The sequence below is a fragment of the Roseomonas elaeocarpi genome, from assembly GCF_042433915.1.
GTDB classification, from domain to species: Bacteria; Pseudomonadota; Alphaproteobacteria; order Acetobacterales; family Acetobacteraceae; genus Roseomonas; species Roseomonas elaeocarpi.
Window position 1 is genome coordinate 111,347 of record NZ_JBHLUN010000007.1, and the last position, 22,447, is coordinate 133,793.

Sequence of the window (22,447 nt, forward strand, 5' to 3'; positions counted from 1 at the left end):
CATTAACCGATGACACTTCTGCCCCGCTGGCGGCGTTACGTGGCCGCGACGCCCGGTCCCGCCGGGCCCTTTTGCGAGGAGCCAAGACCCGATGAGCCTGTTCTCCACCATCATGAACAAGATCTTCCACCCGACCGCCGCGGCGGCCGAGCCCCCGGCGCAGTCGGGCACCCCGGGCCAGACCGGCACGCCGGCCAGCGGCAGCGCCGGCACGCAGCAGACCAGCCCCGCCTCGGCCTCACCGCCGCCCGCCGCCGGCGGCGCCGCGCCGCAGAACGTCGACGTGCAGCAGGTGCTGACGGACATGGCCGCGAAGAAGGGCGGCGGCGGCAATTGGCAGACCTCGATCGTGGACCTGCTGAAGCTGCTCGACATGGACAGCAGCCTCGATGCCCGCAAGCAGCTAGCCCAGGAGCTCAACGTTCATGCCGGTGCCGACGGCTCGGCCGAGCAGAACATCGCCCTGTCCAAGGCGGTGTGGCAGCAGCTGGCCCAGAACGGCGGCCAGGTTCCGGCCAGCCTGCGCGACTGAGGCGCGCGGCGTGGGCCGGCGTTTCAGCCCCGAGGCTGTGACGCGCCTGCCCGCGCCTTTCCTCCCCCGGCAGCGGGTGGGTTTGTCGGCCCTCCCGCGCCCCTGAGGATCATCCCGCCTGAGCGACCGGCTCCATTCGGAACCGCGCGGCCGAGACCGCGTCGTCGCGCAGCGCACCCTCCACCATGTCTCTCGCCGCCTCGCCGGGCACCAGCGCCACCACGCGGTCGAACCACGCCACCGTGCCCCGCACCCGCGCCTGGAACAATCGGTCCAGCGCCTGAGCCGCCGGGGAGCGGCCGCCACAGCAGGCGCAGGCGACGGCGTGGCTGCTGAACACCTCGAAGCTCAGCGCCGCCACCGCGCCCACCATCGGCCGTGCCGGCAGCTCGCCCGCCGCCAGCACGGCGGAGGGTCCGGCGCGGAGGGCTTCGGCCATCGCGTCCTCACTCTGCACGAGGATCACGGGCACGCGGGCATCGAGGGACCAGTTCATTCACTCGACATAAGGATATCTTTATGTCATTGTCCAGGGGTGGACGACCTTCTCGCCCAACTCCGTGCCGCCGCCGAACCGACCCGGCTCCGCCTGCTCGCCCTTTGCGCGCGGGGCGCCTGGTGCGTATCCGATCTTTGCGCCGTGTTGGGGCAGTCGCAGCCGCGCCTGTCGCGCCACCTGCGCCTGCTGACCGAGGCCGGGCTGCTGGACCGCACGCCCGAGGGCGCCAACGTGTATTTCCAGGTCCCTGCCGGTCATAACCTCGCCCATGCCCTGCTGGCCCGCCTGCCGGAGGATGACGCGCAACTTGCGGCCGACCGTCGCGCCGCGGCGCGGCTGGCGGCGGAACGCGCGCGCGAAGCCTCGGCCGCCTTTCAGCGCGACGGCGCCGACTGGGATGAACTGCGCGCCCTGAACCTTCCGGCCGAGGCGATCGAGGCGGCGCTGCTGCGCGCCCTGCCGGCGCATCCGGGCCGGCTCCTCGACATCGGCACCGGCACCGGCCGGCTGCTGGAACTGGTGGCCGACCGCGCCGACAGCGCGCTGGGCGTCGATGCCTCGCGCGCCATGCTGGCACTGGCCCGAGCCCGGCTGGCGGAGCGTGGCCTCGCGCATCGCTGCGCCGTGCGGCAGGCCGACATGTACCGCCTGCCGCTGCCCGACGCCGCCTTCGACACCGTGGCCCTGCAGATGGTGCTCCACTACGCCGAGGACCCGGCCGCCGTGCTGGCCGAGGCCGCGCGCGTGCTGCGCCCCGGCGGGTTGCTCCTGTTGGCCGACCTTGCCGCGCATGACCGCGCCGCGCTGCTGGACCGCCATGCCCATCGTTGGCCGGGCTTCGACGACGCGGCGATCGCCGGCTGGCTCGGCGCCGCCGGCTGCGTGCCGGTGGCGGTGCCGGTGTCGGACGGGCGCGGCGGGCAGGGTGAGGGCTTCGGCATTTCCGTGGCCGGCCCCCTGGTGGTGCGCCTCTGGACGGCCCGTCGCCTGGCTGCGCCAGCCGCCACCCAGCCGACCTCCGCGCATCCCGGCTCCCCGGTCACGGAGCCGCAGAACCAACCGCTCGACGTTTCGGCCGACTAGAAAGGCTCCTCCCATGTCCCGTCCCCACCTGCTCGATGCCCTGCGTGACCGCGTGCTGCTGTGTGACGGCGGCATGGGCTCGCGCGTGCAGGCGCTCACCCTGGAGATCGAGAAGGATTTCTGGGGCAAGGAGAACTGCACCGAGGTCCTGAACCTGAGCCGGCCCGAGCTCGTGCGGGAAATCCACCGCGGCTACTACGAGGCCGGCTCCGACATGGTGCTGACCAACAGCTTCGGCGGCTCTCCCATCACGCTCGACGAGTTCGAGCTCGGTGACCGCGCGCACGAGATCAACAAGCTCTCGGTGGAACTGGCGCGCGAGGCGGCGGAAAGCTTCTCCGACGGCCGCCACCGCTGGGTGGTGGGCGATATCGGCCCGGGCACCAAACTGCCGAGCCTGGCGCATATCGACTACGACACGCTGGAAGCCGCGCTGACGGTGCAGTGCCGTGGCCTCATCGCCGGCGGCGCCGACGCGCTGCTGACGGAAACCAACCAGGACACGCTGTTCATCAAGGCTGCGGTGAACGCCGCCAAGATCGCCAAGGCGGAAGCCAACAGCGACATCCCGATCTTCGTGCAGGTCACGGTGGAAACCACCGGCACGCTGCTGGTGGGTCCCGACATCGCCGCCGCCGCGACCGTGGTGGACGCGCTTGACGTGCCGTTGCTGGGATTGAACTGCGCCACCGGCCCGCAGGAGATGGCGGAACACGTCCGCTACCTGAGCAACAACTGGCGCGGGCTGATCTCGGTGCAGCCCAATGCCGGGTTGCCGGAACTGGTGGACGGCAAGACGCACTACCCGCTCTCGCCGGAAGAGATGGCCGTCTGGGTGGAGCGCTTCGTGCGCGAGGACGGCGTGAACCTGATCGGCGGCTGCTGCGGCACCTCCACGCCGCATATCCAGGCGCTCGACGCCATGCTGCGCCGTCACGGCGGCGCCTCGCACCGCCCGGCGCCGGTGGCGCGCAAGCCGATCTGGGTGCCCTCGGTGGCCAGCCTCTACGGCGCCACCTCGCTGCGGCAGGAAAACGCCTACTTCTCGATCGGTGAGCGTTGCAACGCCAACGGCTCCAAAGCCTGGCGCGAGCGTCAGGCGGCGGGCGACTGGGATGGCTGCGTCGCCATGGGGCGCGAGCAGGTGAGCGAGGGCTCCAACTCCCTCGACGTCTGCACCGCCTTCGTGGGCCGCGACGAAATGGCGGAGATGAGCGAGGTCATCCGCCGCTTCACCGGCTCGGTGAACGCGCCGCTGGTGATCGACTCGACGGAAACGCCGGTGATCGAGGCCTCGCTGAAGCTCCATGGCGGCAAGCCCATCATCAACTCGATCAACTTCGAGGAAGGCGAAAAGGCCGCCACGGATCGCATGATCCTGGCCAAGAAGTTCGGCGCCGCGGTGATCGCGCTGACCATCGACGAGGTCGGCATGGCCAAGACCGTCGAGGACAAGGTTCGCATTGCCGCTCGCCTCGTGGACTTCGCCTGCAACAAGCATGGCTTGCCGCAGAGCGACCTGATGATCGACCCGCTGACCTTCACGATCGCCACCGGCAACGAGGACGACCGCAAGCTCGGTCAGTGGACGCTGGAAGGCATCCGCGCGATCCATGAGCAGTTCCCCGATATCCAGATCATCCTGGGCCTGAGCAACATCTCCTTCGGCCTGAACCCAGCCGCGCGCCACGTGCTGAACTCGGTCTTCCTGGACCACGCGGTGAAGGCCGGCATGACCGGCGCCATCGTGCACGTCTCCAAGATCAAGCCGCTGCACCTGATCCCGGCCGAGGAGGTGAAGGTCGCCGAGGACCTGATCTTCGACCGCCGCTCGGAAGGCTACGACCCGCTCCAGAAGTTCCTGGAACTGTTCAGCGGCCGCAAGGCCGCCGACGTGGGCAAGCGCAAGAAGGCCGAAACCCCGGAGGAGCGGCTGAAGGAGCGCATCGTCGACGGCGACCGCAAGGGGCTGGACGAGGATCTCGCCGCCGCCATGGCCGCCGGCCACGCGCCGCTCACGATCATCAACGAGTTGCTGCTCGACGGCATGAAGACGGTGGGCGAGCTCTTCGGTTCCGGCAAGATGCAGCTGCCTTTCGTGCTGCAGAGCGCCGAGACGATGAAGGCCGCCGTCGCCTGGCTGGAGCCGCACATGGAGCGCGTGGAAGGCCAGGAGAAGGGCACCATCGTGCTCGCCACCGTGCGCGGCGACGTGCACGACATCGGCAAGAACCTCGTCGACATCATCCTCACCAACAACGGCTACAAGGTCGTCAATCTCGGCATCAAGGTGCCGCTGAACGACATGATCGCGGCGGTGCGCGAACACCGCGCCAACGCCATCGGCATGTCGGGCCTGCTGGTGAAGTCCACCGTGGTGATGCGCGAGAACCTCGAGGAGATGGCGCGCCAGGGCCTCGACGTGCCGGTGCTGCTCGGCGGCGCCGCGCTGACGCGCAACTACGTCGAGGACGACTGCGTCCGCGCCTATCGTGCCGAGGGTGCGATGGACGGCACCAACGGCCGCGTCGCCTATGCCCGTGACGCCTTCGACGGTCTGCACCTGATGGACCGGGTGATGGGCAACGGCTTCGACGACTACCTCGCGGCCCTGCAGTCGAAGCGCAAGGGCAAGTCGCGCAACGAGAAGCGCACGCTGGGCACCGCCGACCCGCGCGGCTTCGCGCCGGTGGACGTGAACGAGGCCCAGGCCCGCCGCCGCCGCCTGACCGCCGAGGAGCCCATCCCCACGCCGCCCTTCTGGGGTTCGCGCGTGGTGGAGGCGCCGCCCAAGGCGATCATCCCATTCCTCAACGAGCGCTCGCTGTACCAGTTCCAGTGGGGCTTCCGGAAGCAGGGCCGCTCGCTGGAAGACTTCATCGGCTGGGCCAAGCAGGAGCTGCGCCCGGTACTCAAGCGCATGCTCGCCATCACCGACGCGGACGACATCCTCAAGCCGCAGGCGATCTACGGCTACTGGAAGTGCGCGGGGCAGGGCAACGACGTGATCTTCTTCGAGCCCGACGGCGTCACGGAAGTCTGGCGCATCACCCTGCCGCGCCAGCCCAAGGCGGATGGCGAGTGCATCGCCGACTTCCTCCATGACGTCGATGAGGGGCCGGAGCATCGCGACGTGATGGGCCTGCAGGTCGTCACCGTCGGCCAGAAGGCCTCCGACACCGCGCGCGGCTGGTTCGAGGAGAACCGCTACCAGGACTACCTCTACCTCCACGGGCTGTCGGTGGAGATGGCCGAGGCGATGGCGGAATACGTCCACAAGCGCATCCGCGCGGAGCTGGGCTACGCCGGCGAGGACGACCGCGACATGGAGCGGATGCTGAGCCAGGGCTATCGCGGCGGCCGCTACTCCTTCGGCTACCCGGCCTGCCCGCGGCTGGAGGACCAGGAAGGCCTGCTGCGCCTCCTCCAGGCGGAGCGCATCGGCGTGAACCTGTCGGACGAGCATCAGCTCCACCCGGAACAGTCCACCTCCGCGATCGTGCTGCACCACCCGCGGGCGAAGTACTTCTCGGTCTGAGCTATCAGGGCAGGGGCTTACCGAAGCTCCTGCCTCCGCCGGCTGATCCCCTGGTGGCGCACTGGCCCCGTTGCTGCTTCGGAGCGGCGCGCGGGCTTTTCCTGGCCGCACCCGCTGGGCTGCCTTGCGGCCGCTGCCGTCACTGCGCCGTCCGACATTCGTGTTGACAAACCCGCCAGCGAAGGACGAAGATTTACCTAATACGTATTAGTAAAACGTATGAGGAAGCGGAACCAAGATGGCGGCGCGGCCCCCGGCCGGACAGCCCGCCACGACTGAGGGCGCGACGGGGCGGACCACCAGCCTCCACGTGGCCCGTCGTGCCGGCGTGTCCCAGACCACCGTGTCCCTTGTCCTCAACGGCGGGGGTGGCAAGGCCGGCCTGTCGCCCGCGACGCAGGAAAAGGTGCGGCAGGCGGCGGCGGAGCTCGGCTACACGCCCAACAACGCCGCGCGGAACCTGCGCCGGCAGCGCACCGGCAACCTGACCTTCCTGTGCCCCGACCTCGGCAACCCCTACTTCGCCGAAGTGATCGGCGCCGCCCAGGCCGCGGCGGCGGAGGGCGGCTACCTCCTTGACATCATCGCGGCGCAGGATGAGGCGGCGAAGCTCCAGGCCATCGCCCGGTTGCGCGGCGGCATCTCCGACGGCGTGATCACCACCGCCCCCACCACGGCGATCTGGGACGCGCTGCGCGACCTGTCGGCCCGCGGCATCGCCTGCGTCACCCTCCAGGACCGTGGCGACGACCCGGCCATCCCGGCGGTGGGCGTGGATCTCGAGGCCGGCGGCCACGCCGCGACGCGACACCTCCTGGCGCTCGGCCACCGCCGCATCGCCCATGTTTCGGGCCGGCAGAGCTTCCCACTGCGGGCGCGCGAGCGCGTCCACGGCTACCGGCGCGCGCTGGAGGAGGCCGGCCTCGCGCCCGACGCCGCCTCGATCGTCGAGGTGCCCAACAGCATGGCCGGCGGGGCCGAAGCGGTGGCCCAGCTGCTCGCCCGCGGCACGCCGCTGCCCGAGGCGCTCTTCGTGTTCAACGACAACATGGCCATCGGCGCGCTGCACGCGCTGCACCGCGCGGGGCTGCGCGTGCCCGGCGACATCGCGGTGGTGGGCTTCGACGGCGTGTCGCTGGGGGCGTTCAGCACGCCGATGCTGACCACCGTGGAACATCCCCGCGCCGAGCTCGGCCGCCTTGCCGCCGAGAGCGTGATGGCGCGGCTGAACGACCCGGCGCGCCCGGCGCCCGGGGCGCTGCTGCCTGGGCGGCTGGTGGTGCGGGAATCCTGCGGCGCCCGAGGTGCTGCGGAAACAGGGAAGGGCGGTGCCAGGGCCGCCTGACGAACACGACGAGGCAGAGCCGCAGCAAGCGGCCGCGAGCAAGGGAGAGCGTGCGATGGTGCGAGCGACCGGAACACCGGCGAAGCGCGACGAAACGGTGCAGGGGACCCAGATGGTCCCCGCATCGCAGGACGGTGCCCGGACAGCCGTGCCGGGGGGGACGCTGCCCGCCCCGGGCCGCCGCGCGCTGCTCGGCGCCGGGCTGGGTGCCGGCCTCGCCGCCGCCACCGCCGGCTGGCGCCCCGCCCGCGCCCAGGGGACGAGCCAGGCCGCCGTGACCCTGAACTTCGCCGTCTGGGGCAACCGGGCCGAGGAAGAGGCCTTCCAGGCGCTGATCAAGCGCTACACCGACGCGCATCCCAACGTGACGATCCGCCTCGAGGTCAACGGCTCCTCGACGCAGCTCTACCAGCAGGTGGACACCCGCCTGGCCGGCCGTCAGGCACCCGACCTGATCCGCATCCAGTACCAGCAGACCGGCCGCTACGCGAAGGCCGGCGCCATCGTGGACCTTTCCGGTCACCTCGACGGCGCCGCCGCCGGGCAGTTCGCGCCGGCCATGTGGAACGCGGTGAACTACCGCGGCAAGGTCTTCGGCCTGCCGCACCACACCGACACGCTGGCGGTGTTCTGCAACCTCGACATGTTCCGCAAGATCGGCGTGGAACTGCCCAAGCGCGTCGAGGACAGCTGGCGCTGGGAAGAATTCATCCGCATCGCCCGCGCGCTGAAGGAGCAGGGCGGCGCGCCCTTCGGCTTCGCCTCGGCCTGGCAGAACAACACCGGCTACCGCTTCCTGCCCTACCTGTACCAGCACGGCGGCAAGATGCTGAGCGACGACCTGAGCCGTCCGCAGCTGAGCTCGAAGGAAGGCGTCGAGACGATCGCCTGGGCGCAGTCCTGGTTCAACGAGAAGCTGGTGCCGCCCACCACCTCGGTGAAGAGCAGCGAGCAGACCCAGAACCTGCTGGCCAACGGCACCATCGGCATGCTGGTGCACGGCGACTGGCAGATCCCCTTCCTGCAGGACGCGATGAAGCGCGCCGAGTGGGGCGTGACCTTCATGCCGCGCGACGTGGCGATGGCCTCGGACCTCGGCGGCAACTGCCTGGCGGTCACGCGCGACAGCAAGAACCGTGACGTGGCGATCGACTTCCTGCGGTTCGCCACCGACGAGGCCAATATGCGCGAGTTCTGCATCGCCGGCGGCTTCCTTCCCGTCCGCAAGTCGCTGATGGGCTCGGCGCTGCCCTACACGCTGCGGCCCGACGCGATGCAGGTCTTCGTGGAACAGTCGCGCACCATCCCCGACCACCTGGCGCGCACGGTCACTCTCCCGGAGTTCAGCCGCATCAACGCCAAGCTGAGCGAGCAGCTCGACCTCGCCTTCACCTCCGGCCAGGACGCCAAGACCACCGCGGCCAATATCGACGCCGCCACGCAGAGCCTGCTGGGCTGAGCGGGGAGGGACCGTGCTCATGGCCCGCACCGCCGTGCTGAACGCCCCGTCGCGCCAGGTCACGGTCCCCGGACCCCGGCGCCACTTCCGCAGCCATCCCTGGGCGACGGCCTATACCTTTATCGCGCCCAACCTCGTGCTGTTCAGCGCCTTCTCCTTCTTTCCGCTGCTCTACGCCTTCTGGATCAGCTTCCATGACTGGAGCCTGATCGGCGACGCGGAGTGGATCGGGCTCGGCAACTACCGACGGCTCCTCACCGACACGCAGTTCTGGCACGCGCTGCTCAACACCGCCGTCTACGCCGTGGCCTCGGTGCCCACCACCATGGCGATCGGCCTGTTGCTGGCGGTGGCGCTGAACCGGCGGCTGCCCGGCCGCGTCTTCCTGCGCAGCGTGTACTTCCTGCCCGTGGTGGTCTCCGCCGTGGCGACGGGCACCATCGCCGCCTGGCTGTTCAACGAGCATTACGGCGTGATCAACGCGCTGCTGGTGCAGGCCGGCGTGGGCCGCATTCCCTGGCTCTCCTCCACCGCCTGGGCGCTGCCCTCGCTGGTGATTGCCACGATGTGGGTGCGGGTCGGCTTCTGCATGGTGGTCTACCTCGCCGCGCTGCAGTCCATCCCCTCGCTCTACTACGAGGCCGCGGTCATGGACGGCGCCGGCCCCCTGCGGCAGTTCCGCGCGATCACCCTGCCGCTGCTGCGTCCGGCGACCTTCCTGCTGCTGGTGCTCAGCGTCATCCACTCCTTCCAGGTCTTCGACCTGATCTACGTGATGACCGGTGGCGGGCCGGGTTTCTCCACCACCATGCTGGTGCAGTACATCTTCCAGTCCGCCTTCGTGACTTCCGAGATGGGCTACGCCAGCACCATCGGCGTCGTGCTCTACGCCATCGTGCTGATCTTCACGCTGGTGCAGTGGCGCGTCAGCCGTCAGGGGGAGAACGTGCTGTGAGCGCCGCCGCACCTGACATGACGGCCGTGGCCGACACCCCGGCACCCTCCATGACCGACACCGGCGAGATGGCCGGTGCCGCCGGCAGCCGCCGCCTCGCCAACGCGCTGATCTGGTGCGCGCTGGTGATCGGCGCGGTGGTGATGATCTTCCCGCTCTACTGGATGCTCGCCACCGCGATCCGCCCACGCGCAGAAGTCTTTGAGCCCATCGTCAGCCTGCTGCCGCAGCAGCTGACCTGGGAGAACTTCCGCAACATCTGGCTGCGCTATCCATTCCTCAGCTGGACGGTGAACTCCAGCTTCATCGCCGTGGTGGCGGTGGCGATCACGGTGTCGATCAACCTCCTTTGCGGCTACGTCTTCGCGAAGTTCCGCTTTCCCGGCCGCGACGTGATCTTCTTCGCGATCCTGGGCGCGCTGATGATCCCGATCCAGGTGATCCTGGTGCCGGAGTTCCTGGTCACCTCCTGGCTCGGCCTGCTCAACTCCCCCTGGGGCGTGATCCTGCCGCGCGCGGCCGAGGCCTTCGGCGTTTTCATGGTGCGCCAGTTCATGGTCAGCATCCCCGACGAGCTGCTGGAGGCCGCGCGCCTCGACGGCGCCGGCGAGATGCGGATCTTCCTGCGCATCGTGCTGCCGCTGTCGCGCCCGATCATCGCGGTGCTGATCATCTTCACCTTCATGTGGCGCTGGAACGACTTCGCCTGGCCGCTGGTGGTGCTGACCGACCAGGCGCAGTTCACCCTGCCGCTGGGCCTGAACCTGCTGCGTGGTGAAGCGAACCCTGACTGGGGCGGCGTGATGGCGCTGGCGCTGGTGTCGCTGCTGCCCATGCTCCTGATCTTCCTGATCTTCCAGCGCTACCTCGTGCAGGGCATCGCCAGCACGGGCCTGAAGTAGCGCGTCAACAAGAGGAAACGAGAACCATGACCACCAAGATCGCCATGATCGGCGCCGGCAGCGTCGTCTTCGTGAAGAACCTGCTGACCGACATCCTCAGCCTGCCGGCGCTGAAAGGCTGCGAGATCGCGCTGCACGACATCGATCCGGAGCGGCTGGAAACCGCCGGGATGATGGCCCGCTGGACCTCCGGGCAGTTCGACGCCGGCGCCACGGTGACCGAGCACCCCGACCGTCGCCGCTGCGTCGAGGGCGCGGACTTCGTGATCAACATGGTGCAGATCGGCATGCACGAGGCCACGCTGCTCGACTTCGAGATCCCCACCCGCTACGGCCTCAAGCAGACCATCGCCGACACGGTCGGCATCGGCGGCATCTTCCGTGGGCTGCGCACGATCCCCTTCATGGTCGACCTCGTGCGCGACATGCGCGCCGTCTGCCCGGACGCGGTGCTGCTCAACTACACCAACCCCATGAGCATCCTGACCTGGGCGGTGTACCGCGCCTTCCCGGAGCAGAAGGTGGTAGGCCTGTGCCACAACGTGCAGCACACGGCGCGTGACCTCGCGACCTACCTCGGCGTCGAGCGCTCCCGCCTCAGCTACGACTGCGCCGGCATCAACCACATGACCTGGTTCCTGAAGCTCGAGATCGACGGGAAGGACGCCTACCCGCAGCTGCGCCGCGCGGCGAACAACCCGGAGATCTTCGCCAAGGACAAGGTGCGCTTCGAGCTGATGCGCCACCTCGGCTGGTTCGTGAGCGAGTCGAGCGAGCACACCGCCGAGTACACGCCCTACTTCCTGCGGCGCGACGACCAGATCGCGGAGTTCGACGTGCCGGTGGACGACTACATCCGCCGCAGCGAGCGCAACCTGCGCCGCTACGCCGACACCCGCGCCCGCCTGCTGGCCGGCGAAAGCTTCCCGCTGGAACGTTCCGACGAGTACGGCGCCTCGATCATCCAGGGCATCGTCACCGGGGAGCCGCAGCTGATCTACGGCAATGTCCGCAACACCAAGCTGATCGAGAACCTGCCCGAGGACTGCTGCGTCGAGGTGCCGCTGATCGTGGACCGCAACGGTTTGCGCGCCTGCCACGTCGGCACCCTGCCGCCCGAACTCGCGGCCCACTGCGCGCCGCACGTCTTCGTGCAGGATCTGACCGTCCGCGCCGCGCTGGAAGGCGACCGGGACGCGGTGTACCGCGCCGCCGTGCTGGACCGCCACGCCGGCAGCGTGCTGTCGCTGCGTGAAATCCGCTCCATGGTGGACGACCTGATTGACGCCCACGGCGACGCCATGCCGGTGGGCATCCGCCGCCCGGCGCTGGCGGCCTGACGCGGCGCTCCGTCCCGGGGAGGCAGGAGAAGGAATTCTTCCGCCTCCCCGGACCCCTCCACCCTCATCTTCTTTCAGGACGCTGCCGCGGGAGCGGGGCAAGGTGGTGCGCTCCGGGTCGATGACCCGGAGCGGGCAACGGATGACACCAGGGCTGCCAGGAAGTCCGATCCGGTTCCAGCTGGACAGGCGCTGACCTGTCCTGCGATCGGCCTCCCCCGCCGCGCGGCAGCACTCCCAGGAAAAGATGAGAGGGGCCCGGGGAGAGAATTCCTTCTCTCCCCGGCGCGACGCCAACCACAGCGCGCAACGCCCCGTGACCCCGGCGCCACCATGCCCGTCCGGCAACCCGGCGCACCCCTGCAAACACTGGCGAGGGGGGCGTCCGTCGCGCTATCCCCCGCCCTATGTCGCTTACCGAACGCACCGCCTGGACGAGTCTGGGGATCGGCCTTTGCGTGCTGATGCTCAAGGGCATTGCCTGGTGGATCACCGGCAGCACCGCCTTCTTCGCCGAGATGCTGGAAACCGTGGTCAACGTCGCCGCCGCCTCGGCCGCGCTGATGGCCGTGCGCTATTCCGCCATGCCAGCCGATGAGAACCACCCTTACGGCCACGCCAAGGTCGAATACTTCTCGGCCGTTCTGGAAGGCGCGCTGATCGTGGTGGCGGCCACCCTGATCCTGCAGCAGGTCTGGGGCGCCCTGCAGGCCCCGCATTTCCCGGATCAGCCGGTCACGGGTCTGGTGCTGTCCTCCGCTGCGGCGGCGGTGAACGTGGTCTGGGCCACCGTGCTGCGCCGTCGCGGCAAGCGGCTGGGCTCGCCGGCGCTGGTGGCCGACAGCCACTACCTGATGGCCGACGTGGTGACCTCGGTGGGCGTTGTGATCGGCGTCTTCCTGGTGACGGTGACCGGCCTCCTGTGGCTCGACCCGGTGATGGCGGGCGTCACCGCGCTGATGATCCTGTTTTCCGGCTACCGGTTGCTGCGCGAAAGCATCGGCGGGCTGATGGACGAGGCGGCGCCGGCCGAGCTCCAGGCCAAAATTCGCGAGCAGGTCTCCACCACCGCCGTCGGCGCGCTGGAAGCGCATGACCTGCGGACCCGCCGCGCCGGGCGCTTCACCTTTATCGACTTCCACCTGGTGGTGCCGGGCGAGATGAGCGTGGAGGCGGCGCACGAGATCTGCGACCGCATCGAGGCCGCGCTGCGGGAGTCCCTCGGCTCCGCCGTGATCTCGATCCACGTGGAACCGGACCGCAAGGCCAAGCACAGCGGCGTCGTGGTGCTGTGATCCCCGCGCCGCGGTCATGCCGCCGCTGAGGCCACCCCACACCCGGCGCGGCGGCTCCGCGGCCTCCGGACCGGAACCGGACGCCGCGTCCCCGCCGGCTCCTGCGGCCCGCGTGCTGCGCTGGCCAGTGCTGCGCCTCGCCTCTGCCCCCGGCATCCGGCCGCTGCGGCCGCCGTCTCGCGCCGCCGTGTTCACGCTGTCCAGCCTGCCGGTGCAGGTCAGCGGACCGCGCATCCCGCCCGTCCCGCCGCGGCGGGGGCGCCCTTGGCCGGCGCCCCTGTCGCTCGCGCTGCACGGCGCGGTGGCGGCCGCGCTGGTGTTCCTGCTGCACCAGGCCGAGCCTCCCAGGGCGCCGCTGCAGCTTCGGGGCGTGCCGCTGCTCTGGGCCGGCCCGGGGGAGGGCAGCAACGCGCCCACGATCGGCGAGGCGCCGCCGCCGCCCGCCACCGCGCCCGACGCCCCGCCGCCATCGCCGCCGCCGGCCGAGAGCCAGGCGCCGGAGGCACCCCCGCCCGTGGCACCGGACTCCGGCCTGCCCGCCACCCCCGCCGAAGCGCCGCCCGCCGAGGCGGTGCCCGCGCCGCCCCCGATCCCCCCGGCGCCAGCCGCCGCCGAGGCCACGATCCCGCCGCCCGCCCTCGTGCCGCCGGTGCCGGCCCCGCCCGACAAGCCCGGCGCGCCCAACCCGGCGCCCGTGGCCCTGCCGCGCCCGCCGCCGCCGGCACCCCCGCCGCCGGTGCCGAGCCTCGCCTCGACCCCGGCCACGCCGCAGCACCCGCCCTCGCGCCGGCAGGACGGAACGGAGGCCGCGGCCTCCTCGCCGCTGCAGATCAACGGCGCGGTGGGCGGGATGCGCCTCGGCGCCGGGGTGGGCGGCGCGCTGGGCGAAACGCGCGGCCCCGGCGCCCCGCGCGACGGCTGCGCCCAGAACATCGACTACCCGCCCGAGCAGCGGCGGCTGGGCATCACCGGCGCGGTGGCGCTGCGCCTGCGCCTGACCGACACCGGCCGCGTGGTCGAGGCACGGGTGGTGAACAGCAGCGGCGTCGCGGCGCTGGACGACTGGGCGCGCGAGCGCATCCGCCGCTGCCGCTTCACGCCCGGGATACGCGACGGCCACCCGGTCTGGTCGAGCTACGACACCACGATCTACTTCGACAGGAATTGACCGCCGCGGCCGGGCCGGGCGGCTTGCGAATCCCGCAGCACCCGGGCGATGCACGCGGCGGGCCCCGCTCCGGGGCCGCAGGGGCAGCAGCACCATGGTCCGGCTGAATCGCATCACCACCCGCGGCGGCGACGGCGGCGAAACCTCGCTGGGCGACGGCACGCGGCTGCGCAAGGACGCGCCGCGCATCGACGCGATCGGCGCGGTGGACGAGTGCAACGCCGCGCTGGGCCTGGTCCGCCTCCATGCCACGGGCGAGGCCGACGCCATGCTGGCGCGGCTGCAGAACGACCTGTTCGATCTCGGCGCCGACCTCGCGGTGCCGGCCGCGCCGGAGGGCACGGAGGGCAGGGCCCGCCTGCGGGTGAGCGACGCCCAGTGCGAGCGGCTGGAGGACGAGGTCGCCCGCATGAACGAGGCGATTCCGCCGCTGCGCTCCTTCGTGCTGCCGGGCGGCAGCGCCGGCGCCGCGTTCGCGCACCTGGCCCGCACCGTGGCCCGCCGGGCGGAGCGTGAGGTGGTGCGCCTCGCGGCTGCCGAGCCGGTGAACCCGGCCGCGATCCGCTACCTGAACCGGTTGTCGGATCACCTCTTCGTGCTGTCGCGGCACCTGAACGAGGACGGAAAGAGCGATGTCCTCTGGATTCCCGGCGCCAATCGCTGATTCGCACCTGCCGACACGAAAAAGCCGGGCCCTTGCCAAATTCGCAGGATTTAAGCCCTAGAACCCTTTCTCTTCCTCAGAATGCCGGAGGTGCCGTTGCTGCGCCGCGACCTGCTCGCCACGATTCCCGCCGCCCTGCTTCTCGCCGGGGCGGGCAATGCCGTGCTGCCGGGGGATGCGAGCGCCCAGAACGCCGCCCCCGCCGCAAACGGGCCCACCCCCTTTGACGGCAACACCGTGCGGAGCATGGCGCGCGACCTCGCGGGCAAGCCCTTCGCCGCGCCCGACAGCAACCTGCCGCGCGCCCTGACGGACCTCACCTACGACCAGTACCGCGACATCCGCTTCGACCCGCAGCGCGCCTTCTGGCGGGATGGGAACCTGCCCTTCCAGATGCAGCTCTTCCACCGCGGCTTCCTGTATCGCCAGCGGGTCGAGATGTTCGAGGTCGCCGAGGGCAAGGCGAACCGCATCCTCTACAGCCCCGACCTGTTCAGCTACCAGAACCTGCCGCGCCCGGATGCGGCCGACCTCGGCTTCGCGGGCTTCCGCCTCCACGCGCCGATCAACCGGCCGGACTACTTCGACGAGGTCTGCGCCTTTCTCGGCGCCTCCTACTTCCGAGCCGTGGGCAAGGACCAGATCTACGGCCTCTCGGCGCGGGGCCTGGCGATCAAGACCGCCGAGCCTTCGGGCGAGGAGTTCCCCTTCTTCCGCTCCTTCTTCGTGGAGAAGCCACGGCCGGGGGTGAACAGCATCACCGTCTGGGCGCTGCTCGACAGCGTCAGCGCCGCGGCCTCGTTCCGCTTCACCATCCGCCCCGGCGCGGACACGGTGTTCGACGTGGAATCCACGGTCTTCCCCCGCGTGGACGTGGCCGCCGCCGGCATCGCGCCGCTGACCAGCATGTTCTGGTTCGCCGCCAATGACCGGATCGGCGTGGACGATTACCGCCCCGCGGTGCACGACAATGACGGCCTGCTGATGCTCTCGGGCCGGGGCGAGCAGATCTGGCGCCCGCTGCACAACCCGCAGGACCTCCAGGTCAGCGTCTTCGGCGACGTCAACCCGCGCGGCTTCGGGCTGATGCAGCGCAAGCGCGCCTTCACCAACTACGACGACCTCGAAGCGCGCTACGAGCGCCGGCCGTCGCTGTGGATCGAGCCCATCGGCGACTGGGGCGAGGGCGCGGTGCAGCTGGTGGAAATCCCCACCAACACCGAGATTCACGACAACATCGTGGCCTTCTGGCGGCCGAAGGAGCCGCTGCGCGCCAAGGGCGAGTACGGCTTCGTGTACCGCATGCACTGGCTGCCCCAGGCGCCCGGCATCCCGGAGGTCGCGCATATCACCGACACCCGCGCCGGCGCCGGGCCCGACAACACGCGCCTCTTCGTGGTGGACGCCGCCGGCCCCGTGCTGGACCGGCTGCCCGCCGACGCGCAGCCGCAGCTCGAGATCAGCGCCAGCAAGGGCGAGATCCGCAACCCCGTGGCCCAGCGCAACACCGAGACCGGCGGCTGGCGCATCTCCTTCCAGCTCGCCCCGGGGGGTGAGCGGCTGGTGGAGCTGCGCGCGCTGCTGAAGCTGAACGACCGCCCGCTGACCGAAAGCTGGATCTATCGCTGGACCGCCGGATGACCGACGCCACCGCGCCCACCCTGCCCACCGGCACGCACCCGCCGGCCGACGCCGTGCCCCCTGCCGGCGCCACCTCGGGCCGCGCCGCCGAGTGGCGCGCGCTGCCGCCCGAGGCGCCGATGGCGATGCCGGTGCAGAACCTGCGCGCCCGGCCCGTGCCCACGAACGGGGCGCGGCCCTCAACGCCCGCGATGATGTGGCTCCGCCGTCTGCTGGTGGTGGGCGGCGCGGTGGCGCTGACGGGCTGGGGGGCGGAGGAGATGTACCTCGTCCTCGACCTCAGCCGCCCCACCACGCTGCAGATCATCCTGTTCGGGCTGTTCCTGATCCTGTTCGCCTGGATCGCGCTGAGCTTCACCTCGGCGCTGTGCGGCTTCATCCGGATGCTCCTGGGCGATGAGCGGCGCCTGGGCATCTCCGCCGCCGACCCGTTGCCGGAGCTTTCCGCCCGTACCGCGCTGCTGATGCCGGTCTACAACGAGGCGCCCGAGCGCGTGATGGCGGCGCTGGAGGCCATCCATGAATCCCTGCGCGAACACGGCGCGGGCGGGCACTTCGACATCTTCATCCTGAGCGACACCACCGACGCCGACCGCTGGATCGCCGAGGAAGCCGCCTTTCTCGCCCTGCGGGAACGCACCGGCGACCACGCGCAGATCTTCTATCGCCGCCGCCCGAAGAACACCGAGCGCAAGTCCGGCAACATCGCGGAATGGGTGATGCGCTGGGGCGCCGCCTACCCGCAGATGCTGATCCTCGACGCCGACAGCGTCATGCAGGGCGACACGCTGATCCGCCTCGCCGCCGCCATGGAGCGGCACGATGACGTGGGCCTGATCCAGACCCTGCCGGTGATCGTCAACGGCCATTCCCTGTTCGCGCGGATGCAGCAGTTCGCCGGCCGCGTGTACGGCCCGCTGATCGCCGCCGGCATCGCCTGGTGGCACGGGGCGGAGGGCAACTACTGGGGCCACAACGCCATCATCCGCACCCGCGCCTTCGCGGAACAGGCCGGCCTGCCGCACCTTCCCGGGCGCAAGCCCTTCGGCGGCCACATCCTGAGCCACGACTTCGTGGAAGCCGCGCTGATGCGGCGTGGCGGCTGGGCGATCCACATGGTGCCGGGCCTTCGCGGCTCCTACGAGGAATCGCCGCCCTCGCTGACCGACCTTTCCATCCGCGACCGCCGCTGGGCGCAGGGCAACCTCCAGCACGCGGCGGTGCTGCCGACGCGCGGCCTTCACTGGATCAGCCGGCTGCACCTCTTCACCGGCATCGGCTCCTACATCACGGCGCCGTTGTGGCTGCTCTTCTTGGTGGTGGGCCTGCTGACCTCGCTGCAGGCGCGCTTCGTGCGGCCCGAATACTTCGGCAACGGGCCGTCGCTGTTTCCGAACTGGCCGGTGGTCGACCCGGTGCGAGCCATGTGGGTCTTCATCGGCACCATGTCGCTGCTGCTGGCGCCCAAGCTGCTCGCCTGGATCGCGTTGCTGTTCCGCCCCGCCGACCGGCGCGGCTGCGGCGGCGCTTTCCGCACGCTGTTGAGCATGGTGATCGAGACGGTGATCGCCGGCCTCCTCGCGCCCGTGACCATGATCACCCAGTCGGTGGACGTGATCTCGATCCTGGTGGGCCGCGACTCCGGCTGGAACGCCCAGCAGCGCGAGGACGGCAGCCTGCCCTTCCGCGAGGTCCTGCGCCTGTACTGGCGCCACACCGCCTTCGGCCTCGCCTTCGGCCTCGTGGCCTGGCTGGTGTCGCCGGGCCTGGCGCTGTGGATGCTGCCGGTGATCCTGGGGCTGGCGTTGGCGGTGCCGCTCGCCGGCTGGACGGCGCGGCGCGGACTGGGGCAGGGGCTGCGCCGCCTGGGCCTGCTGCTGATCCCGGAGGAACGCCACCCGCCTGCCGTTCTCACCCGCGCGAACGAGCTCACCCGCATCCTGCGCGACGCGCCCGCGACGCCGGAGGAAGCGGTGCAGCACCTCGCCGCCGACCCGGCGCTGGCCGAGGCGCATCGCCGCATGCTGCCGCCGCCGCGCCGCCCGCGCCTCGACCCGATCGACCCCAACCTCTGCGTCGGGCTGACGCGGCTGACGGAGGCCGAAACCCTGTCGGAAGCCTTGGCCGGGTTGTCGCGGGCGGAAAAGGCCGCCGTGCTGGCGAGCCGCGACGGTTTGGACCGGCTGCTGGCGCTCGCCCGCGCTTGAAGCACGCCGCCCGGCGACGGGCAGGAACCTGACCTGAGGCGACGGGTACGACACCCCGGCGCCTCGTGCGCCTCGGAGCACCGGCTGTTCCACGCGCCCGCCAGCGCATCCCGCCTTCCGCTCATGCGTTTCATGGCAGCGTCCCGGGCGCTGCTTTCGCGACCCCGCATCCTGCTGGTGGGAGCTTCATCCGGCCCGCGGCGTGAGGTGCGTGAATCAGTTGAGAATGATCTGCAAAGTCAAACCCAGGTAATGCTGTAAATCATTCTCAAATGGATTGTTGAAAGACGTTCGCATTCTCACCTAAGCGCGTGTTTTTTCTCACGATTTCACGGATCGATGAGCTTGAGTTCTGTGATGTGACGATGTTATCCATCCGTCGTTACTACAGCACAGGAACCGGCGCAGGGTTCGCGCCAAGTCATCAGAGGAGAGCTCGCATGTCTCACGCCACCGTTGCGAACGCCGCCTGCCAGAAGTGCACGTTCTTCGACGATCACGTGGCCGCCGCGGCGAAGCAGGCTCAGGCTGAGGATCTCGGCCTGTGCCGCTACAACCCGCCCGTGTCGCAGCCGAGCGAGGATGCCCATGGCCTCTGGCCCAAGGTTTCCACCAAGGACTGGTGCGGCCACTTCAAGCCCGACGCCGTCGGCAACGCCTGACGCCTTCGGCCCCAGGGCCGCGACGAACCGACGGCGGCGGTGGTCTCAGGGCCACGCCGCCGTCGGCGTTTTTCCGGTCAGGGCGATCGTGCGCCACGCGCCGGCGGCGTCTGCCCGGCAGGAGACCCGCGCCACGGCCGGGCGTCCGGCGCAACGGTTCAGGGCGGCGCGCCGCCTCACGCGGTCACAGCAGCCAGCTCAGCCCCTGCCAGCCCATCCAGCACAGCGCCAGCAGCATTCCCGTCGCCACCAGGCATCCCCCGGCGGTGAGGGCGGCGCCCCAGCCGACGACGCGATTGTCGTGCTCCACCACGCCCAGCGCCATCACGATGTTGCCGAAGGCCGGCGGACCGTTGGTGCCCGGACCCGGCAGGATCAGCATCACCGCCGTCCACACCGTGAGCCAGCCCACCAGCCGGTCGCCCGCGGCGCCGGTGAAGGGCCCGGGCCGCGGGCGGACGTAGCGCTCCACCCGGCCCAGCCAGCGCGAGGACCCCTCCGCCAGCCGCAGCAGGTCGGCCCGGCGGATCGACTGCCGCGCCATGAACCGGGGCAGGGCGGGCTGCTGCCGTCCCAGCCCCATCTGCACGCCCAGCAGCAGCAGCGGCAGGCCGAACACCATGGCGGCGCCCGGCAGCAGCGCCGGCAGGCAGAGCAGCAGCACCAGCAGCCCGAAGGCGCGGTCGCCGAAGGCTTCGCTCATCTGGCCCAGCGTGATCCGCTCGCCCGGGCAGGCGCGGGCGACCTCCGACACGATGCGCGAGATCGGGGCCCCTTCGCCGGAGCCGTGCGGTGCGTCCGGGGATGGCGTGTCCGGCGATGGCGTGTCCAAGGCCGGGGCGTCGCGGGTCGTGGTGTCCCGGGGCAACGCGTCCCAGGAAGGCAGGTCGGCGGGTGGCGCCTGCGCCGTGTCGCGGGCGGGGAGGACCCGCGCCCCAGCGGCCTGCGCTCCAACGGCCCGCGGCTGTGCCCGGACACCTGCCGCCGGCGGTCGGGACGTGTTTCCCGGAAACTCGCGGGCAACGCCGTCCATGCTCGATCCTCCTCGGAACCCCTCCCGCTTCCGCAGGAAAACCGTCGCCCCCGCGTCGGTCACGGTGGAAAGACTAGGAGCACGACGGCCCTGAGGGGAGGGAAATATGAACACTAATTCATTTCTTTACATGCTGCCCGTCTTCCGGCGCCGCGCCGCGGGTGCTCCAACCCCTCCATGCAGGACGTCGATCTCGCCCTTTGCCTCGCGGTGGATGTGTCGGCCTCGGTCGATTACGACGAGTACGGGCTGATGATGGGCGGCCTCGCCGCCGCCTGCCGCGACCCGGCGATCATCGCCGCCGCCACCGGCGGGCCGCGCGGCGCCACGGCGCTGGCCCTGCTGCAATGGTCGGGCCCGGCGGCGCAGGCCGTGGCGGTGCCCTGGCTGCGCCTCGACAGCGCTGAGGCGGCGGAACGCATCGCGGCGGCGATCGACGACTCGCCGCGCCTGCCGCCGCCCGGCGCCACTGCCCTGGGCGAGGGGATGGTGGCGGGCCTCGCTTTGCTCGGGCAGTTCCCGGCCGACGCGACGCGGCTGGTGCTCGACGTGTCGGGCGACGGCGCCGGCAATACCGGGCGACCGTCCGGGCCGGTGCGCGACCTGGGCGTCCAGGCGGGCGTCACCGTCAACGGGTTGGCGGTGCTGAACGAGGAACCCGACCTGCTCGCGCACTACGAGGCCGAGGTGATCGGCGGCCCGGGCTGCTTCGCCATGACCTGCCGCGACTACGCCGACTTCCGCGAGGCCATCGCCCGCAAGATGCTGCGCGAGATCCGCGGCAGCCTGTCGGTCTGACGACGGCGGCGCGGGGGCACCGCTGCCGCCGAGCCGGGCAGGATGGGCGCCCCCGGCGCAGCGATGCGCCCCGCACCGCCGTGCGGCCAACGAAATGCGGCTTCCGGCGCCGTCCCGAACCTTTCCAGCTGCGCCCGGCGCGGGCACCCTGCGGTCGCCCTCTTCGCTTGCCGAGACCGTCGCCATGCTCCTGCTGATCCCCGGCCCCGTTCAGACCGACCCGCGCGTGCGCGCCGCCATGGCGGTGGACATCGCCCCCTGGGACCTCGACTTCCGCGCCGAGTACGCCGCGCTGCGCGAAAAGATCACCGCCATCGCCGGCGGCATTCCGGGCGAGCACGTGACCCTGCCGCTTCAGGGTTCGGGCCACTTCATCGTCGAGGCCGCGATCCGCACCTTCATCCCCGAGGGTGGCCGCTTCGTGCTGCCGATGAATGGCACCTATGCCGACCGCATGTTCCGCCTGGCCACCGAGGCCGGCCGCGTGCCGGTGCCCATCGCGCTGCCCGACACCCGCCCCGTGACGGCAGAGGAGCTGGACGCGGCGCTGGCCGCGGCACCCGACGCCACGCACCTCTGCGCCGTGATCAGCGAGACCGGCACCGGCATCCTCAACGACCCGGAGGTGCTGGGCGCCGCTGCCCGCCGCGCCGGGCGCCGGCTGATCCTGGATGCGGTCAGCGCCTTCGGGGCCTGGCCCTTCCGCCTGGCCGACCATCCGGAGGTGGACGCGATCACCTTCACCTCCAACAAGTGCCTCGAAGGCATGCCGGGCTTCGCCTTCGCCGTCTGCCCGACGGAGCGCACCCGCGCCCGGCTGGGCAAGGCCAACAGCTGGAGCTTCGACCTCGCCGACGTGCTGGTGAGCGGCGAGCGCGCGCCCGGTTCCTCCCGCTTCACGCCGGCGGTGCAGGTGCTGCATTCCTTCGGCAACGCGATCGAGCTCTACGAGGCCGAAGGCGGCCAGCCCGCGCGGCTCGCCCGCTACCAGGAGAACATGCGGATCCTGCGCGCAGGCATGGAGGCGCTGGGCATCCGCCCTTACCTCGCGCCTGAGAACCAGGGCCCGGTGATCGGCATCTTCCACCAGCCCGGCGGCAATTTCGCGTTGCAGCCCTTCGTGGACGCGCTGAAGCGCCGCGGCGTGCTGATCTCGAACTTCTTCAACACGAAGGAGCCGACCTTCCGCGTCGGCACCATCGGCGCCGTCACGCCCGACGACATGCGCCGCGCCGTGGCCGCGATCGGCGAAGCGCTGCGGGAACTGGACGCGCTGCCCAAGGCCGCCTGAGGTCGCGGCGGCGCTCCGGCAACCGCTCGCCCCGG

18 protein-coding genes are annotated in these 22,447 nt (G+C 70.9%); 16 read left to right on the top strand and 2 right to left on the bottom strand.

The window, feature by feature from the left end; all coding sequences use genetic code 11:
• The first annotated feature begins 91 nt into the window (after nt 1-91).
• Nucleotides 92-532: a DUF3597 domain-containing protein gene (locus ACFFGY_RS10610; protein ID WP_377044463.1), complete on the top strand. Its 441-nt coding sequence runs from the start codon at nt 92-94 to the stop codon at nt 530-532.
• A 109-nt stretch (nt 533-641) separates the two neighbouring features.
• Here ACFFGY_RS10610 and ACFFGY_RS10615 read toward each other — a convergent pair whose 3' ends face one another.
• Nucleotides 642-1,028, bottom strand: coding sequence for a hypothetical protein (locus ACFFGY_RS10615; RefSeq protein ID WP_377044464.1), 387 nt, complete (start codon nt 1,026-1,028; stop codon nt 642-644).
• A 39-nt stretch (nt 1,029-1,067) separates the two neighbouring features.
• Here ACFFGY_RS10615 and ACFFGY_RS10620 point away from each other — a divergent pair, with 39 nt between their 5' ends.
• The 13 genes from ACFFGY_RS10620 to ACFFGY_RS10680 all read left to right on the top strand — a co-directional run bounded on the left by ACFFGY_RS10620 (nt 1,068) and on the right by ACFFGY_RS10680 (nt 19,290).
• Nucleotides 1,068-2,114 (top strand): ArsR/SmtB family transcription factor, encoded by a 1,047-nt coding sequence (locus ACFFGY_RS10620; RefSeq protein WP_377044465.1) that lies wholly within the window; start codon nt 1,068-1,070, stop codon nt 2,112-2,114.
• Between the two features lie 13 nt (nt 2,115-2,127).
• The gene (metH, locus tag ACFFGY_RS10625) at nt 2,128-5,652 is read left to right on the top strand and encodes a methionine synthase (protein ID WP_377044466.1); all 3,525 of its coding nucleotides are present in this window, start codon (nt 2,128-2,130) and stop codon (nt 5,650-5,652) included.
• Between the two features lie 238 nt (nt 5,653-5,890).
• Nucleotides 5,891-6,997 (top strand): LacI family DNA-binding transcriptional regulator, encoded by a 1,107-nt coding sequence (locus tag ACFFGY_RS10630; RefSeq protein ID WP_377044467.1) that lies wholly within the window; start codon nt 5,891-5,893, stop codon nt 6,995-6,997.
• Nucleotides 6,998-7,052: 55 nt separating this feature from the next.
• Nucleotides 7,053-8,456: an ABC transporter substrate-binding protein gene (locus ACFFGY_RS10635; protein WP_377044468.1), complete on the top strand. Its 1,404-nt coding sequence runs from the start codon at nt 7,053-7,055 to the stop codon at nt 8,454-8,456.
• 19 nt (nt 8,457-8,475) lie between these two features.
• Nucleotides 8,476-9,411 carry a carbohydrate ABC transporter permease gene (locus ACFFGY_RS10640; RefSeq protein WP_377044469.1) on the top strand — a complete coding sequence of 312 codons (936 nt, stop codon included), beginning with the start codon at nt 8,476-8,478 and terminating at the stop codon, nt 9,409-9,411.
• The gene (locus ACFFGY_RS10645) at nt 9,408-10,313 is read left to right on the top strand and encodes a carbohydrate ABC transporter permease (protein WP_377044470.1); all 906 of its coding nucleotides are present in this window, start codon (nt 9,408-9,410) and stop codon (nt 10,311-10,313) included. The genes ACFFGY_RS10640 and ACFFGY_RS10645 overlap by 4 nt, the downstream gene beginning before the upstream one ends.
• 26 nt (nt 10,314-10,339) lie before the next feature.
• Nucleotides 10,340-11,653 carry an alpha-glucosidase/alpha-galactosidase gene (gene melA, locus ACFFGY_RS10650; protein ID WP_377044471.1) on the top strand — a complete coding sequence of 438 codons (1,314 nt, stop codon included), beginning with the start codon at nt 10,340-10,342 and terminating at the stop codon, nt 11,651-11,653.
• Nucleotides 11,654-12,060: 407 nt separating this feature from the next.
• Nucleotides 12,061-12,948 carry a cation diffusion facilitator family transporter gene (locus ACFFGY_RS10655; RefSeq protein ID WP_377044472.1) on the top strand — a complete coding sequence of 296 codons (888 nt, stop codon included), beginning with the start codon at nt 12,061-12,063 and terminating at the stop codon, nt 12,946-12,948.
• Between the two features lie 112 nt (nt 12,949-13,060).
• On the top strand, nt 13,061-14,116 hold the full coding sequence (locus ACFFGY_RS10660; RefSeq protein WP_377044473.1) for an energy transducer TonB: 1,056 nt from the start codon (nt 13,061-13,063) through the stop codon (nt 14,114-14,116).
• A gap of 94 nt (nt 14,117-14,210) precedes the next feature.
• Nucleotides 14,211-14,780, top strand: coding sequence for a cob(I)yrinic acid a,c-diamide adenosyltransferase (locus ACFFGY_RS10665; RefSeq protein ID WP_377044474.1), 570 nt, complete (start codon nt 14,211-14,213; stop codon nt 14,778-14,780).
• Between the two features lie 96 nt (nt 14,781-14,876).
• Nucleotides 14,877-16,421, top strand: a complete 1,545-nt coding sequence (locus tag ACFFGY_RS10670; protein ID WP_377044612.1) for a glucan biosynthesis protein — start codon at nt 14,877-14,879, stop codon at nt 16,419-16,421.
• Entirely contained in the window at nt 16,418-18,628 is a 2,211-nt protein-coding gene (gene mdoH, locus ACFFGY_RS10675) for a glucans biosynthesis glucosyltransferase MdoH (protein ID WP_377044475.1), read from the top strand. The genes ACFFGY_RS10670 and mdoH overlap by 4 nt, the downstream gene beginning before the upstream one ends.
• A gap of 440 nt (nt 18,629-19,068) precedes the next feature.
• Complete coding sequence (locus tag ACFFGY_RS10680; RefSeq protein WP_377044476.1) at nt 19,069-19,290, top strand: hypothetical protein; 222 nt, start codon at nt 19,069-19,071, stop codon at nt 19,288-19,290.
• 184 nt (nt 19,291-19,474) lie between these two features.
• Here ACFFGY_RS10680 and ACFFGY_RS10685 read toward each other — a convergent pair whose 3' ends face one another.
• On the bottom strand, nt 19,475-20,122 hold the full coding sequence (locus tag ACFFGY_RS10685; protein ID WP_377044477.1) for an exopolysaccharide biosynthesis protein: 648 nt from the start codon (nt 20,120-20,122) through the stop codon (nt 19,475-19,477).
• Between the two features lie 378 nt (nt 20,123-20,500).
• Here ACFFGY_RS10685 and ACFFGY_RS10690 point away from each other — a divergent pair, with 378 nt between their 5' ends.
• Both ACFFGY_RS10690 and ACFFGY_RS10695 read left to right on the top strand, forming a co-directional pair.
• A complete protein-coding gene (locus tag ACFFGY_RS10690; RefSeq protein WP_377044478.1) occupies nt 20,501-21,121 on the top strand; it encodes a DUF1194 domain-containing protein in 621 nt (206 codons plus the stop codon).
• Nucleotides 21,122-21,305: 184 nt separating this feature from the next.
• Nucleotides 21,306-22,412, top strand: a complete 1,107-nt coding sequence (locus ACFFGY_RS10695) for a 2-aminoethylphosphonate--pyruvate transaminase (protein WP_377044479.1) — start codon at nt 21,306-21,308, stop codon at nt 22,410-22,412.
• Nucleotides 22,413-22,447 lie beyond the last annotated feature (35 nt).

Bases quoted from the DNA above. Each gene is read 5' to 3' on its own strand.
- ACFFGY_RS10610 (WP_377044463.1), top strand. From the start codon at position 92: ATGAGCCTGTTCTCCACCATCATGAACAAGATCTTCCACCCGACCGCC.
- ACFFGY_RS10615 (WP_377044464.1), bottom strand. From the start codon at position 1,028: ATGAACTGGTCCCTCGATGCCCGCGTGCCCGTGATCCTCGTGCAGAGT.
- metH (WP_377044466.1), top strand. From the start codon at position 2,128: ATGTCCCGTCCCCACCTGCTCGATGCCCTGCGTGACCGCGTGCTGCTG.
- ACFFGY_RS10630 (WP_377044467.1), top strand. From the start codon at position 5,891: ATGGCGGCGCGGCCCCCGGCCGGACAGCCCGCCACGACTGAGGGCGCG.
- ACFFGY_RS10635 (WP_377044468.1), top strand. From the start codon at position 7,053: ATGGTGCGAGCGACCGGAACACCGGCGAAGCGCGACGAAACGGTGCAG.
- ACFFGY_RS10640 (WP_377044469.1), top strand. From the start codon at position 8,476: ATGGCCCGCACCGCCGTGCTGAACGCCCCGTCGCGCCAGGTCACGGTC.
- melA (WP_377044471.1), top strand. From the start codon at position 10,340: ATGACCACCAAGATCGCCATGATCGGCGCCGGCAGCGTCGTCTTCGTG.
- ACFFGY_RS10655 (WP_377044472.1), top strand. From the start codon at position 12,061: ATGTCGCTTACCGAACGCACCGCCTGGACGAGTCTGGGGATCGGCCTT.
- ACFFGY_RS10665 (WP_377044474.1), top strand. From the start codon at position 14,211: ATGGTCCGGCTGAATCGCATCACCACCCGCGGCGGCGACGGCGGCGAA.
- mdoH (WP_377044475.1), top strand. From the start codon at position 16,418: ATGACCGACGCCACCGCGCCCACCCTGCCCACCGGCACGCACCCGCCG.
- ACFFGY_RS10680 (WP_377044476.1), top strand. From the start codon at position 19,069: ATGTCTCACGCCACCGTTGCGAACGCCGCCTGCCAGAAGTGCACGTTC.
- ACFFGY_RS10690 (WP_377044478.1), top strand. From the start codon at position 20,501: ATGCAGGACGTCGATCTCGCCCTTTGCCTCGCGGTGGATGTGTCGGCC.
- ACFFGY_RS10695 (WP_377044479.1), top strand. From the start codon at position 21,306: ATGCTCCTGCTGATCCCCGGCCCCGTTCAGACCGACCCGCGCGTGCGC.